17 protein-coding genes are annotated in these 15,017 nt (G+C 37.8%); 11 read left to right on the forward strand and 6 right to left on the reverse strand.

Annotated features, from left to right (window positions below; translation table 11 throughout):
* The first annotated feature begins 200 nt into the window (after positions 1 to 200).
* The 3 genes from CWB65_RS18340 to CWB65_RS19955 are packed head-to-tail and all read left to right on the forward strand — an operon-like array spanning position 201 to position 1,460.
* Complete coding sequence (locus CWB65_RS18340) at positions 201 to 542, forward strand: hypothetical protein (RefSeq protein ID WP_138741174.1); 342 nt, start codon at positions 201 to 203, stop codon at positions 540 to 542.
* 11 nt (positions 543 to 553) lie between these two features.
* On the forward strand, positions 554 to 952 hold the full coding sequence (locus CWB65_RS18345) for a hypothetical protein (protein ID WP_008131203.1): 399 nt from the start codon (positions 554 to 556) through the stop codon (positions 950 to 952).
* A gap of 7 nt (positions 953 to 959) precedes the next feature.
* Complete coding sequence (locus CWB65_RS19955) at positions 960 to 1,460, forward strand: hypothetical protein (protein WP_008131204.1); 501 nt, start codon at positions 960 to 962, stop codon at positions 1,458 to 1,460.
* Between the two features lie 64 nt (positions 1,461 to 1,524).
* On the opposite strand, the gene cadR is transcribed toward CWB65_RS19955, so the two are convergent.
* Entirely contained in the window at positions 1,525 to 1,914 is a 390-nt protein-coding gene (gene cadR / locus CWB65_RS18355; RefSeq protein ID WP_033025669.1) for a Cd(II)/Pb(II)-responsive transcriptional regulator, read from the reverse strand.
* A 78-nt stretch (positions 1,915 to 1,992) separates the two neighbouring features.
* Between cadR and CWB65_RS18360 the strand changes: the two genes are divergently transcribed.
* From CWB65_RS18360 to CWB65_RS18390, 7 genes are all read left to right on the forward strand, one after another.
* On the forward strand, positions 1,993 to 2,652 hold the full coding sequence (locus CWB65_RS18360; protein ID WP_008131206.1) for a cation diffusion facilitator family transporter: 660 nt from the start codon (positions 1,993 to 1,995) through the stop codon (positions 2,650 to 2,652).
* Positions 2,653 to 2,662: 10 nt separating this feature from the next.
* On the forward strand, positions 2,663 to 3,394 hold the full coding sequence (locus CWB65_RS18365; RefSeq protein WP_008131207.1) for a transglutaminase-like domain-containing protein: 732 nt from the start codon (positions 2,663 to 2,665) through the stop codon (positions 3,392 to 3,394).
* Positions 3,381 to 4,271 (forward strand): cation diffusion facilitator family transporter, encoded by an 891-nt coding sequence (locus CWB65_RS18370; protein WP_008131208.1) that lies wholly within the window; start codon positions 3,381 to 3,383, stop codon positions 4,269 to 4,271. The genes CWB65_RS18365 and CWB65_RS18370 overlap by 14 nt, the downstream gene beginning before the upstream one ends.
* Before the next feature lie 91 nt (positions 4,272 to 4,362).
* A complete protein-coding gene (locus CWB65_RS18375; protein ID WP_033025680.1) occupies positions 4,363 to 4,689 on the forward strand; it encodes a hypothetical protein in 327 nt (108 codons plus the stop codon).
* An 83-nt stretch (positions 4,690 to 4,772) separates the two neighbouring features.
* On the forward strand, positions 4,773 to 5,990 hold the full coding sequence (locus CWB65_RS18380; protein WP_008131212.1) for a TolC family protein: 1,218 nt from the start codon (positions 4,773 to 4,775) through the stop codon (positions 5,988 to 5,990).
* Between the two features lie 64 nt (positions 5,991 to 6,054).
* A complete protein-coding gene (locus CWB65_RS18385) occupies positions 6,055 to 7,311 on the forward strand; it encodes an efflux RND transporter periplasmic adaptor subunit (protein WP_138741175.1) in 1,257 nt (418 codons plus the stop codon).
* A gap of 11 nt (positions 7,312 to 7,322) precedes the next feature.
* The gene (locus CWB65_RS18390) at positions 7,323 to 10,523 is read left to right on the forward strand and encodes an efflux RND transporter permease subunit (RefSeq protein ID WP_138741176.1); all 3,201 of its coding nucleotides are present in this window, start codon (positions 7,323 to 7,325) and stop codon (positions 10,521 to 10,523) included.
* Between the two features lie 208 nt (positions 10,524 to 10,731).
* On the opposite strand, the gene CWB65_RS18395 is transcribed toward CWB65_RS18390, so the two are convergent.
* The 5 genes from CWB65_RS18395 to merR all read right to left on the reverse strand — a co-directional run bounded on the left by CWB65_RS18395 (position 10,732) and on the right by merR (position 13,961).
* Entirely contained in the window at positions 10,732 to 10,959 is a 228-nt protein-coding gene (locus CWB65_RS18395; RefSeq protein WP_008131218.1) for a hypothetical protein, read from the reverse strand.
* Positions 10,960 to 11,139: 180 nt separating this feature from the next.
* Entirely contained in the window at positions 11,140 to 12,585 is a 1,446-nt protein-coding gene (merA, locus tag CWB65_RS18400; protein WP_008131220.1) for a mercury(II) reductase, read from the reverse strand.
* Between the two features lie 86 nt (positions 12,586 to 12,671).
* Positions 12,672 to 13,001, reverse strand: a complete 330-nt coding sequence (locus tag CWB65_RS18405; RefSeq protein WP_033025674.1) for a heavy-metal-associated domain-containing protein — start codon at positions 12,999 to 13,001, stop codon at positions 12,672 to 12,674.
* 89 nt (positions 13,002 to 13,090) lie between these two features.
* Complete coding sequence (locus tag CWB65_RS18410) at positions 13,091 to 13,444, reverse strand: mercuric transporter MerT family protein (protein WP_008131225.1); 354 nt, start codon at positions 13,442 to 13,444, stop codon at positions 13,091 to 13,093.
* A gap of 100 nt (positions 13,445 to 13,544) precedes the next feature.
* Positions 13,545 to 13,961, reverse strand: coding sequence for a mercury resistance transcriptional regulator MerR (gene merR, locus CWB65_RS18415; protein WP_008131228.1), 417 nt, complete (start codon positions 13,959 to 13,961; stop codon positions 13,545 to 13,547).
* A 230-nt stretch (positions 13,962 to 14,191) separates the two neighbouring features.
* On the opposite strand from merR, the gene CWB65_RS18420 reads away from it, so the two are divergent.
* Entirely contained in the window at positions 14,192 to 14,530 is a 339-nt protein-coding gene (locus CWB65_RS18420; protein WP_138741177.1) for a hypothetical protein, read from the forward strand.
* Positions 14,531 to 15,017 lie beyond the last annotated feature (487 nt).

A 15,017-nucleotide genomic window follows, 5' to 3' on the forward strand; every position in this document is an offset into this window, starting at 1 on the left:
CCGCTGTGGCGCCAGAGGATGTCGTATAACTTTGGTCAACTACAAGCTGAGCTGTTTCTAATTTGATTGCCGCAGAATACGTTGCGCGTTTTAATTTCGTCATTTTTTCACCCAAATTTGTATGCTTATTAGCATAACATTTCTTTCTTAATGGGTGGCCAAAATCACTGTACCACTACAGATTGGCTGGTGAATGCGTTATGATAAAAACATTCTTAAAAGAAGCAACAGTATTGAGTGTTTTTGATTTCCATAATGATGAGAAAATTTTTCTTGGGGAAATGTTATTCGGTATTGTTCATTCAGATCAAACGTATCTATTTGAGAAAGGGCAAAGGGTAATAACATCACTAATTCAATCACAAAATAATTTTGAATTTATTACAAAAAGTGAGAATTATTATGTCACTGATGATAAACCCGAAAGTTTTGAGTTGAGATTATCTGAATTTGTAGTCATGAGACATTTGTTGCTTTCACCTGCTGAAGTAATTGAAGCAAGAGAGAAATTAGAGCGTGAAGATGCAAAAAAATTACATTGAGAATTGGTCAAATGAACAATAAGCATAGAGCAATAATAACCTCAGTCGATCATCTCAATGAAAATTTTGAAGTCAAAGTAAATAGGTGCCCAACTGCATTTGAAGATGATTCAGATAGCAGTGTATTATTTTCACTGCCAAAAGATAAATTCAGTGACTATTTTGAAGTCGGTGATTTGATTGAATTCAAAAGCCTGGGTAGTTCCAGCCTAGAAATTGCCAATTTAAGCTGTAAGGTGCTTAGGCCAGCTAAGCTTAAACGCGAGCTAAACTCAATATTGAGGCGGTTAGATGATGATCATCATCCGTTAAAACGATGCATTTTATTAAGCGAGCATAGCCTTGTTTTATTGTCTATAAACAAGAACCCTGAAGAGTTAACGCTATTAAAGAGCCAACAAAAAATTTAGAGTAATCATGAAAAATTTTGAAGATGAAGTTGTTAAAGTGATCTCTAAACTTACTTGTGATGGTTGTGGCGAACAAGCAACTCAAGATGACTACGAATTTCATGAGTTTATAAGTATTGATCATAAATGTGGCTATGGAAGTATTCACGGTGATGGCAATCAAATCAGTATTGATCTCTGCCAGAAGTGCTTTGCTGATATGTGCGGTGATAGTTTAACTGTTATTGAGCCTAATGAAGAAAAGCATGATAGTTGTTCACGAATTGATGTAAAAGATATTTTGTCAGCAAACAAAATAAGTAATCAGGAAGAGTTAACGTCTGCGTTAAAGCGGCTTGATAAACTGTGGGATGCTCAACACCTTTCAGAATCTGGAGGTGAGTTTCATCAACTAGTTGACTTGATTACTGCTTTTGAAGGGAAAAGCTGGGATTCATATTTTGGAACAGTTTATGCTGCATCAGATGATTTTATGTCGGAGCGTGCAATTACTGTTGGTAAATCTTAACAATGTGGTGTTAACAGTAGTAGGTATTAACGATTTATATTCTGCTTACATAGCCTTAAAAAGATTAACTATCTAGTGACTTAATGATCCCACATGCTTCAATAGTATTGTTTGAGCCACAAGCACTTGCCACCTGTTGTAACTCTGCTTTAAGCGCTCTTAATTCTTTCATACGCTTATTCACTAATGCGAGTTGCTGATCAATTAATGCATTAACGCTAGAGCAGCTTTCTTCTGGCTTATTTTTTAACTCTAATAGGCGTTTAGTATCATTGAGTGATATATCAAGGCTTCGGCAGTGCTTTACGAATTCCAACTGTTTAAGTGCTTTACTATCATACAACCTAAAATTCCCTTCAGAGCGCTCAGGATCTGAAAGCAATCCTTCCCTCTCATAATATCGAATGGTCTGTACCGAACAGCCAGAGGATTTCGATAACTCACCTATTTCCATAATATTTCCCAATAAACTTGACTCTATGGTTACTATAGGTTTTATAGTTAAAGCATACAAGTTAATCGGAGATAAAAAATGAGCGGTTGTGGATGTGAAGTTGAACTAAAAGATAACCAGCAAAAAACGGTGCTTTATTGGCTTTTGGCTATCAATGCCACGATGTTTGTTTTTGAAATTTGTTTTGGTTGGTTATCAGAATCAACGGCATTAATTGCAGATTCGTTAGATATGCTAGCGGATGCAATAGTCTATGCAATTGCGCTATACGCGGTGGGAAAGTCAATCCAACATAAGGCTAATGCTGCCTTAGTGAGTGGGTATTTCCAACTGGGATTAGGTATGTTAATCCTGTTGGATATTACTAGAAGGCTATATGGTGAAAGTGAGCCTCAATCTTGGTTTATGATTGGCGTAGGCATGGTTGCGTTAGTCGCAAATGTGATTTGTCTTATCCTTATTCGTAAGCACAGCAATGGTGAGGTGCATATGAGGGCCAGTTGGATATTTTCAGCTAATGATGTGATTGCAAATCTTGGTGTTGTTACCGCTGGAGTACTAGTGATGATGCTTGAACAACGTTGGCCTGACATCGTTATTGGTAGTATCATTTCGATTTTGATTCTTCGAGGTGCTTACCGAATATTAAGTGATGCTAAACAAGAGTTAGCCGCTGCTGAAAAACCATGCGATACACGAAGTGAAGATAAACAATCGACCTCTTGTTGCTCCAAGTAAGGGAAATGCTATGAATAAGAAATATATAGAAAATACTAAGATAGTTAATTTTGAACACTCTGCAATTCAATCATTAATTACTGAGCGTAAATGGCAAGAACTTGATGACTTCAACAAAATTGGTGCAGCCTACCAATTCGTTAAAGATGAAATGATATTTGGCTACAATGAAAGCGATGATATTTCAGCAAGTAGTGTTTTAGCTGATGGTTACGGCCAATGTAATACCAAAGGCAACTTGCTGATGGCCTTGTTGAGAGGGTTAGGCATTCAATGTCGATTTCACGGCTTTACAATTGTTCAGCAATTGCAAAAAGGGGCTATACCCAGCTATGTATTTTGGCTAGCACCTAAATATATTATCCATAGTTGGGTAGAAGTTTATTTTGATGGGCGTTGGATTAACTTAGAGGGCTTTATATTAGATAGCCAATACTTAACCTCACTACAGCAGAAGTTTAACCAAGAAAAAGATGATTTTTGTGGTTATGGAGTCGCAACAAAGTGCTTCTCTTCACCTGATACGGATTGGCGAGGAACAGATACCTATATTCAAAAAGAAGGAATTCATGATGACTTTGGGCTTTATGATTCCCCTGATGAATTCTATAGAGAAAAAGGCACAAATTTATCTGGAATAAAACGATGGTTATATCAACATGTGATCCGTCATTTGATAAATATGAATGTATCAAAAATTAGAAATACAAAAGCACTAGAGGTACAAAATGCACAACCATAGTCACAGTCACCATCATGAAAAAAACGACCGCATTGGATGGGCGTTTTTTCTGAATGTTACATTCACGATCATCGAATTTATTGGTGGGTGGCTTACCAACAGTACAGCTATTATGGCTGATGCAGTGCATGACTTAGGGGATAGTCTATCTATAGGCTTTACTTGGATATTAAGTCGTTTTTCAGAGAAAGAAGCGTCAGATAAGTTTAGTTATGGCTATCGTAGACTTACACTCTTTGGCGCACTGGTAAATGGTATTGTTTTGGTTATTGGCTCAATTTGGGTTTTATTTGAAGCCATACCAAGGCTGTCCAATCCAGAAATGCCAGTGGTCGAGGGGATGTTAGGGCTGGCCATACTCGGTGTTGCAGTAAATGGTTATGCGGTTTTCAAATTAAAAGCGGGTGAAACACTTAATGAAAAAGTGCTGACATGGCACCTTCTTGAAGATGTTCTTGGCTGGGTTGCTGTACTTATTGTCTCAATAGTTTTGATGTTCATAGAACTACCAATATTAGATCCACTTTTGTCGATTGGCTTCACGTTATTCATCTTGTTTAATGTCTTTAGAAACCTGAAATCAACACTCGTCTTGTTTCTACAAGCCGCACCCGATAAAGATACTCAAGATCGTATTAAACAAGCACTAATTGAATTTCCCGAAGTTAACGGTATCCACCATATGCACTTTTGGTCACTAGATGGTGAAAGTCATGTTTTAACAGCGCATCTTGAGCTAAAAGATGACTTTGAAGTTGAGGACTTAATTAGTCTTAAACAAGACGTTGCAGCTAAATTATCTTCCTATCATTTATCGCATACGACGATAGAGTTTGAGTTTCCTCAAGAAACTTGTCGTGATGAGAATGAAAATTAGGTAAATGGCTAGTCGATAAAGCTTTTCTCTGTTATATTGGTTACTCAAGTTTTTATAGGTGTATATTTTGAATCTAAATGTTGTGCTAAAAATGCTCTTAGTCGTTTCGATTGTTTTACAATCGTTAACTGCTGTTGCATCCTCAACATCTGAGAATCACCAAATAGATATAGAACATCTTCAAACTCAACATGATCATGCAGATGACCGAAATGCCTTAAACGATAATACAGATGATGAGCAGCATAATGAAAAAGATTGTCACCACTGCGGTCATTGCAGTGGCAGCCACTTATCTTGGATTTTAGTCAGTAATTCAAATACCACGGGCAAACTAAACATTATCAATAAAACTCCTTATCAAATTGATCAAACAAGTACCTTTCTTGAAGCGATACTTCGTCCGCCTATTTCTTAATTAGATTAATTTTTAATGACCTATTTATCCTTTAATAATGGATAAAGGTTTCGTGTTTATTAATTTTAAAATTAAGAATTTTTATGTATATATATTTAAAAAATGTAGGTTTAGTCCTGTCTTTATGTATGGCTGTGAGTTTTTCAGTTGCCACTTATGCCAAAGAGAAAAACATTTCATGGCTAGATAGTCAAATAAATAAAGATCCCGAAGTTGTTGCGGCTAAAGAGTTACTTAATGCAAGTAGTCATAGAGCCAAAGGTTTAACTCAAGCCGTTTATAACCCAGAGCTAGAAGCTAGTTATGAAAAAGAAGGTGATTTTGATAATTACTCCATTGGTATCAGCCAAACAATTGATTTCTGGGATAAGCAATCAGCAAATAAAAGCATTGGTGAAATTGATGTCTATGTAAACCAGCAACAATTGTTATCTTTACTCGATTCTAAAAAGGCTAACGCTTTAACTGCATTAGTTAATTGGCAAGCAGCAAAAGAAGCTGCTCAGTTACTTTCAGAAAGAGAAGAGCAATTGCAAACGCTCTTTGGCATTGTTGAAGATAAGCGAAAAGCCGGACTTTTAGAGCCACTTGACGCTGAATTGGTCTATTTAAACTTGTCCCAAATTTTCAGTGAAATATCTGAGTCGCAAATAGCATTGAAAAATGCAGAGGTAAAGGTTCAGGAGTTATTGCCTGATTGGACGCCTAATACTACAAATTTGTTTTCATTTACTTTTGGGGCAACAAGCTATTCATTTAACTCCCAGTGGGTTGAGGATCATCCAAAAGTTAAACTCGCTAGAGCGCAATGGAAGATAAAACAATCTAAGGCTCAGCTAACCACTATGGAATCTAAAGCTAATCCAACCATTGGCGTTAGCGCAGGGAAAAGTGGAGATGAAGACTTGGTTGGTGTGACTTTATCAATTCCTTTAAACATCAGGAATAACTATTCAGATACGGTTAAAGCCGCTTATTCAGAAGCCATTGCAGCAGAAGCTAACTTTCGATCGGTATATCGAAAGCAGTCTTTTGAAGCAAAAGCTAAATATGAATCGCTTAATATCAGTAAAAAATACTATGAGCAATGGCGAAAACTCACACAAGGCAGATTAGATAGCAGTGCGAATTTATTAAATAAGCGCTGGGAAGCTGGTGACATTAATACGTCTGACTACCTACTTGCATTAAATCAACGCGCGGAAGGGCTTCATGCAGGAATACGTTTGGAAAATCAATTCAAGCTTGCAGAAATATCCTTCGTTTTAAGTATGGGTCAGTTATCAAAATTTGAGATTTGAACGCTTTATTTTTTCAGTAGCGAAAAACGAAATCTTAAATTTATCAAAAATATAGGTTAAAAAAATGAATACAATATTTAGTAAAAAATTATTAGCCGTAGTAATTAGCAGCCTGTTAGTTGGGTTTACTACAAATCATGACGCTTTTGCACAGTCGTCAGATGGAACTGGTTCTGTCACAAACGTTTCGAAACAAGAAGAAAAAGAACATCAAGATGAGCATGAACACGAAAAGGGACATGAAGAAGATAAAGGTGACCATGACGAGCACGGCCATGAAGGTGGTAATAGAGAGGGAGAAGAAGAACATGAAGAAGGTATCACTATTGATCCAAAGAAGATGTCGCTTGCTAACATTAAAGTGGAAAGTGTTAAGCCTGAATATCAATTTAGCTCCGTATATGCACCTGGCGAAATAAAAGCTAATGGCTATAAAAGTTATGTGGTATCACCACGTACAGAGTCAGTCATTATCAGTCGCCATGCAGCGCTTGGCGAGTATGTAGAAATAGGTCAGAAGTTAGTTACATTATTTAGTGAAGCAATGGCACAAGCACAAGCTGACTATTTAATCGCTTCAACCGAATGGCAACGTGTAAAAAAGCTGGGTAATAAGACGGTGAGTGAAAGTCGATTATTACAAGCTGAAACAACATACAATGCGAGCTATGGCAAGCTCATTGCTTTAGGGTTAACTGAAAAAGCAATAAATGGTATTTCTAACAAAGACATTAAAGCATTTGGACAATATGCATTAACGGCGCACCGTGAAGGTGTCGTGCTTCAAGACGAGTTTATCCAAGGGCAACGTGTTGATGCTGGGGATTCAGTAATGTTGTTAGCAGATGAAAAACAACTATGGGTTGAAGCAAAAGTTTCTCCAAATAAAAAGCTGAATTTATCAATTGACTCTCCTGCGGTACTTAAATTAGAAGGCCAGAGTTACAATGCCAAAGTTATCCAAGAAGCCCATACAATTGACCCTATTACTCGTACTCGAATTATTAGGTTAGGAGTAGATAATTCGGATGATAATCTTCATTCAGGCATGTTTGTAAAAGTTTACTTTCAGTTTGCCACAAAGCAGAAAGTGATGGCTGTGCCAGAAGAAGCATTGATCCGCAGCGCAGATGGTGATTGGACAGTATTTGTCGAAGACCACCCTGGAGAATTTAAAGCTGTAGAAATAGAACTAGGCCGAGCCTTAGGTGGTTTTAGAGAAATCATTGGCCTTGATAGTGGAACGCGAATTGTAACTAAAGGCGCATTTTTTGTTGCGTCTGAAATCGCTAAAGGCGGATTTGATCCGCACAACCACTAGGGAGCAAGACTATGTTTAATAAAATAATAGATTGGTCTGTTAATAATAGACTCCTGATTTTGATTGCGCTGTTTGCCACTATGGTTGGTGCAGTTATGGTGATCCCAAAATTAAATTTGGATGCCTTTCCTGATGTTACTAATGTTCAAGTTGCTGTAAATACTGAAGCGCCAGGACTGGCTGCTGAAGAAGTTGAACAACTCATTACGTACCCCATTGAAGCGGTAATGTATGCCCTACCTGATGTAGAACAAGTGCGCTCAATTTCTAAAACAGGCTTGTCTGGCGTTACGGTTGTTTTCAAAGAAGGCACCGACATTTACTTTGCAAGACAACTCGTATTTGAGCGTCTTCAAGCCGCAAAAGAACTGATACCAGAAGGTGTCGGCACACCCGAAATGGGACCAAACACCTCTGGGCTGGGCCAAGTATTTCAGTATCTTCTTATTTCAGATAAAGGTGCAGGTTATGATGCTATGGCGCTTCGAAGCCTTAACGATTGGATTGTTAAGTTACTCGTTATGCCTGTCGATGGAGTCACTGATGTATTATCTTTTGGTGGTAATGTTAGGCAATACCAAGTCAATGTCGATCCATCTAAGCTCTTAGCATATGAACTAACGCAAGAAGACGTTGTTGGTGCCCTAGATAACAACAATGCGAATGTTGGCGGATGGTACATGAACCGTGGGCAAGAGCAGCTTGTGATTAGAGGCACAGGCTGGTTTGAGAGTGGTGAGGCTGGCATCAGTAATATCAAACAAGTTCCCGTTAAAACAGTAGATGGTACGGTTGTTACGGTTTCAGATATTGCTAAAGTTGAAATGGGCAGTGAAATTCGTCAAGGTGCTGTCACCATGACGCGCAAAACCGAAGACGGTAAAGTCGAAAATTTAGGCGAAGTTGTCTCTGGCATTGTCTTAAAACGCATGGGTTCAAATACTAAAGCCACCATTGATGGTATCAATGCAAGAATTCCATTAATTAATCAAGCATTGCCAAAAGGTGTTCGCTTTGAGCCTTTTTATGATCAGGCTGATTTGATTGAAAAAGCGGTAAATACAGTGGTTGATGCACTATTACTAGCATTTATTTTCATCTGTATTGTATTAGCACTATTTTTAATGAATTTACGTGCAACCTTCTTGGTATTAATATCTATTCCAATTTCAATTGGTATCGCGTTAATGATCATGGCTTGGTGGGGCATTTCTGCAAACCTTATGTCACTGGGTGGCATAGCGGTCGCTATTGGTATGCTTGTAGATGGCTCAGTGGTTATGGTTGAAAATATGTTTAAACATTTAAATAGACCTGACGCGACACATTCGAAATCGGTAAAGGAACGTGTTCCAACTTCTGACGCAGATCCGCACGATGTAGAACACGATGAGCACGGCATTAAATTACGTCTGCAAAATGCAGGTAAAGAAGTGGCTCGTCCGGTATTTTTTGCTGCCTCGATTATTTTAGTCGTATTTGCGCCATTGTTCAGCTTTGAAGGGGTTGAAGCAAAGTTATTCCAACCTATGGCAATAAGCATCATCTTAGCCGTTGTATCTGCGATTGTGGTTGCGTTGTTTATCGTGCCAGCACTGGCAACTTATCTATTTAAATCTGGTGTGAAAGAGAGGGAAAGCTTTGTTCTTAAACCATTAGATAAACTCTACAGAAAAGGGCTTACATTCGCACTAAAACGCACCAAGTTAGTCATTTCAGCCACACTTATATTAGTTTTCTCTGCCTTTGCATTAGTTCCATTAATTGGTACTGAATTTGTACCTGAGTTAGAAGAAGGGACGATAAACTTAAGAGCAACGCTGGCACCTTCTTCCAGTTTAGATACCGCGCTCACTGTGGCACCAATTCTAGAAGAAAAACTAATGGCTTTTCCTGAAGTAACCTATGCATTAAGCCGAATTGGTCGAGCCGAAATAGGTGGAGATCCAGAGCCTGTGAATAACATAGAAATTTACATAGGGTTGAAGCCTGTATCTGAGTGGACCAGTGCATCTAATCGATATGAACTTCAAGGGAAAATGGAGAGATCTTTAGAGGAGTTTCCTGGCTTACTACTAAACTTTTCTCAACCTATTGCGACTCGTGTTGATGAGTTACTATCTGGCGTAAAAGCTCAGTTGGCGATAAAGTTATTTGGCCCTGAGTTAGACGTTTTAGCAGCTAAAGGACAAGAGATCGAAGCGGCTATAAAGAGTGTTGATGGTGCAAGAGATGTTGCTCTTGAGCAAATTGCAGGTGAAGCGCAACTTGTCGTAAAACCTAATAGGCAAGAGCTATCGCGCTTTGGACTTTCAGTAGTTGATATAATGGAAGTTGTGCGAGATGGTATTGGAGGGGTTGAAGCTGGACAAATCATCAAAGGCAATGAACGTTATGATATTTACGTGCGTATTGAAGAAGAGTACCGACAAAATAAGGAAGCTATTTCAGATATTCGAATTCAGTCACCAACAGGCGCCTGGGTACGCTTAGGTGATGTTGCAACTGTTTCATTTGAATCAGGTCCTCCTCAAGTAAGGCGCGATGATGTTCAAAGGCGTGTCGTTATTCAAGCAAACGTTCAGAATAGAGATATGGGCAGTGTAGTAGCCGACATCAGAAAAGTTATTGCTGAGAAAGTTGACCTACCTTCAGGCTACTCGGTAGCAATAGGTGGCCAATTCGAAAGCCAGCAGCGTGCTCAAAACAGACTAGCTATCGTAGTACCTCTATCTTTAGCGCTAATTGCATTGTTACTTTACTTTGCTTTTGGCTCTGTTGGTCAAGCTATGCTGATTTTAGTGAATGTGCCACTTGCCGTTATTGGTGGTGTATTTTCTTTGTATCTAACAGATCAGTATTTGTCAGTGCCTAGCTCCGTTGGTTTTATTACGTTATTCGGTGTAGCGGTATTAAATGGTGTTGTAATGGTAGAAAGCATCAACCAACGAATAAAAGATGGTTTAGAGGCTTCCAAGGCAGTTTTTGAAGGAGCAACGTCAAGATTAAGACCTGTACTTATGACAGCAATTACATCTGCATTAGGATTAATCCCAATGCTAATGTCAAATGGTGTAGGTGCTGAAATCCAGCGCCCACTTGCCAGTGTTATTGTAGGTGGCTTGGTAACGGCCACGCTGTTAACACTGTTTGTATTACCTGTTTTATATCGCTGGTTTTCAAGGAAAAAAATTGAGGAGTTGTCTCGTTAACTAAGATAGCCTAACTTAGATTATTCCGTATTAGGTACGTAGCTGATGCGGAATAATTTTATAATGTTAAGTGGTAAGAGATGGGTCATTGTCTTGCAGGAAAAATAGATGGTTTGAATAACTGCTATAGTAAAGAAGCTATTTTATTATTCAGCTCTTTAGCTTGTGCGTGATTTAAATTATTTGCTGACTTATTTTGACCAATAGTTTAAGTGACACTTACAGCCTCGTTAGAGGTTTGTTCGATATCTTTTGTGGTTTTTGCTCCATTATCTTTATGCAAGCGTTCAATACCAAAACGAGAGATATTGACCGAATCACTAGTAAGTACGTTAAGATTTGATTTCGTTACGGTATTTAAAAACGGCAGAACACTACTAGCGAAATTAACATTCGCTATATCTGTATTGATAGTCAATGGGTTCATAATCAACATTACGCATTTCCCCTAGTGTCCAATTAAAGTACCTAGTTTGGGAAATCGCCATTTTCTGTATGAGATAACAACACTTGTGATCAGGGAAGAACAAGCTTTTAATGGGCACTTCAGCTTTAAGCTCATTATTTGTGTATATTAGGTAATAGTAGAGGGCGAACTTCTTCCATATTGTTTTGATTAACCAGCACAGCATGAAAGCTCAGATACATCTTTATTAAAGGTTTGAGCACACAGCTTTAACCCTTCAACCATAGTTAGGTATGGAAACAATTGGTTTGCCAAATCTGTAACGGTCATTCGATTGCTAATAGCTAATGCAGCACTTTGTATTAACTCTCCACCTTCATGCGCTAATATCTGTGCCCCAATAATACGCTCACTTTTACTCTCAGCAACTAACTTAATAAAGCCATCAGTTTCAAAGTTAGCTAATGCCCTTGGCACGTTTTCCATATCCAAAACTCGACTAATAACATCAAGCCCTTTAGATATGGCTTGCTCTTCAGTTAAACCTACAGTTGCAACTTGTGGGTCAGTGAAAATCACAGCAGGCATGGTAGATAAATCAAGTATAGCATCACCACCTGTCATATTTATTCCTGCTCTACTTCCTGCTGCCGCTGCTACATAAACAAATTGAGGCATGTTAGAGCAATCACCTGCTGCATAGATATTCGCTATTGATGTCTCCATGCGTTTATTGACTTTGATCGCTCCATTCATTTCTGTTTCAACACCAATACTGTCCAAGCCAAGTTTACCTGTATTAGCAAAGCGACCTGTGGATATTAGTAATTTTCTGGCTGTTAATGTTCCCTCATTAGTACCTAATGAGAATAGACTTCCATCATGGCTTACATTATTAGCCTGCGTATTATCTAGGATTTTGATACCTTCATTTTCAAAGCACTCTTTAAGCTTTTCACCTAATAGCGGATCTTCTGAATACAATAATGTATGTCGTGCTAATACAGTTACACAGGTCCCTAAACGAGCATAGGCTTGAGCTATTTCTAGCGCAACAACTGAAGAACCGATGACTATTAAGCTTTCGGGTAACTCTTGTTCAAATAGTGCTTCTGTTGATGTCCAGTAAGGGGTATCTTCCAATCCCTTAATTGGCGGAATTGACGGAGTTGAGCCAGTGGCTATCAATATCCGATCGGCAAGTAGTTCTTCATTAGAGCCATCTGATTTTTGGATGGTCAATGTATTTTCGTTTTTAAAACTTGCATAGCCTTTAATCAAAGATAATGCCGAGTTTTTCTTTAGAATACTTTCATATTTAGCTTCGCGTAGCTCTTCAACACGAGACTTTTGTTGATGGGCTAGCAGAGCACGGCTTATTTGAGGATTATTATTCTCAAGCCCATCAAAAGGGTTTCTTCGTTGTTGGTGCGCTAATTGTGCAGCACGAATTAAAATTTTTGATGGAACGCATCCTACGTTGACACAGCAGCCGCCAATAACATCTGATCCTTCAATAATTGTGACTCTAGCACCATTTTCTGCGGCTTTTATCGCACAAGCAAAGGCACCAGAGCCGCTACCAATAATTGCAACATGTAGCTGGTCGCTTTCACTCTTAGAGCAACAACTTGTTGAGCATTGATCCGAAGACATAATAATTCCTTAATTTTTTTACTGCTATTGAAATTCAGTGCCTTTGTTTTGGCTAAATGTATTAACAAGCAGTCTTATGCCAAATCTTACTTGGTAGTTCTTACTTTTGCTGGGTAGCCAATATTTGTAGACGCTAATGCAATCGTTTCAATGCTGGCCTTGTTAGGATCAAATAAAACAGTTGCTGTTTTTGCATCATAATCAACAGTAGCCTTTACAACACCATCCACTTTTTCCATCGCCTTACGTATCGTTATATTGCACGTCTTGCAGGTCATTTTCTCAATCGAGAAAACTTTTGTAGACATTTCTTGAGTAGCTACATTACTGGTAGCTTCTGTGACAGTTGTTGCTACAGCATTGCCAAACATAAATATTGAGCTTAATAGTATTGAAACGTTAACTAGTTTTTTCATTGTTGTGCCTCTTTTTAATATCTGTTTAAAATTAACTGGATTTGTTAAATCGTATTCTCATCAGTCAGTTTTTGTTAATCACTTTTCTATTAAGTAATAATGTAATCTGCGTAATAGGGAAAGCTCATCATCACGATAAGAATTATGCTTACAAGCCAAAATATAATGCGCTGATTCTTCAATACTTTAGGGTTTTCGCAAACTGAACCTTCCTCACATTTTTGAGGAACTATATATAATTTATAAAAAACTACGCCTAAAACAATAAGGGTAATCGCGGTAAAGTACCCGCTATAAGGTTCCATTGCAGTGAGGTTACCTACCCAAGCACCACCCAAGCCAAGTGATAGCAATAACAGAGGTCCAATACAGCATGCAGACGCGCCTAAACCAGCGACAATTGCTAATAGTAAAGAACGATTTGGAGTTGAAGAACTCGACATAATTAAATCTCATATAAGGTTAATATAAGATAGTTTACACTCTGGGGTATGGCACAGAGTCAAGAGCTTAATAAATAATTTTATGAGAAAGGTAGAAGTGTTATTTTTCTAAAAAGCCTTTTTGAGATAATCCATCGATGAAGCCACAGTGACTAGTATCATCAGTATGACAAGATGATATTAAGTCGTCCAATGCTGTTTGAATAGTGAGTAAGCCAGCGATTTTCTGTTGGATTTCATTCCGTTTTTCTTTTGCTAAGCTTTGAACATCACGACAATGTTGATCACCCAAGATTAGCAACTGTTTTATTTCCTCTAATGAAAAGCCAAGTTGCTGAGCACGTTTTATAAATCGAATTCGATCTACACTTGTATCTGGGTAATGACGAAAACCGCCTAGAGGCTTTTCAGGCTCGATTATCAAACCTTTGCGCTGATAATGCCTTATTGTCTCAATATTAACATTAGCAGCTTTTGCGAGTCGGCCAATGGTTAATGGTGGATTGTTTCTAGTCATTTATACTGCCTTTAAATTAGTTTGTATTTATAGTGCAGAATTGAAAAAGGTATTTAGTAGTAAACGTACTATAAACTTTTTTTCATATTACCAAAAGTGGGATTTAGTTTAATAATAGGCAAGTATTTGTGTGCTTGGTCATGTGGAGTAAGGTCGTATCAAAGGGCCAGCTCTTACGATTACGAACGAAAAAGAATGTCCTTTGAATAGATAGTAAATTCGCGTAGCGAATGTGTACAAATAAAATTTACTCGATAAAAAGGCTTTCGAAAAAATTATCTATTTCGCTTGGCCAAAGCCAAGAAATGTTGTCTTATGTTGTTTATGGCTGTGATAGTTATGGACAGTTAATGTCTCTAGTGAAGTCTGACCTCCTTGAAAATCTAAACCTGATATTAGCAATTTTACACTCAAAAGCAGAAGGCTGCCTTCTAAAATTTCTCAACACTGATATGAATAATATTTTGTCTCGCTTTAATGAAAGGGTTAAAAATATAAAAATAAATGAAAATACTGTTGTTGAAATTTTCGGTATTGAACTAACTGATTTCAAAAGGAAAACAAAATAAAATCCTTTTAAATTATACAGATATGTATAATTGCGCCCTGTTTACAACAACATTTTACTCATTTATATTAGCAAAAAAGGCTGAACGGACAGCCTATGCCTACACATATTTAATTTATATTTAAGTATGAACGATGAAGCGGAGCATCCGTAAAAATTTGGTTTTCATAATTAACAAACTGGCGTTAGTAGGCTGTTGTTTGTTTTAATTTATGGATAACTAGATGATTTCAGCTCTTACCTTAAGTCACAAATTGAGACTTCAATCGAAATTTCTCGCTAACTCACTCAATCTACCTCAAGATCATGGAAAGGATTTATTAGCCAGGGCAATATATTGTACTCCTAATTATGATTCTTTAACTGAACTACTCTTTAAAGAGATGTGTGGTGCGAAAATTTTTGGGACAATTCAACATCACTGGTTTGTAGTGGTACAGTGATTTTGGCCACCCATTAAGAAAGAAATGTTATGCTAATAAGCATAC

The organism is Pseudoalteromonas sp. S554 (assembly GCF_005930865.1).
GTDB lineage: Bacteria > Pseudomonadota > Gammaproteobacteria > Enterobacterales > Alteromonadaceae > Pseudoalteromonas > Pseudoalteromonas marina.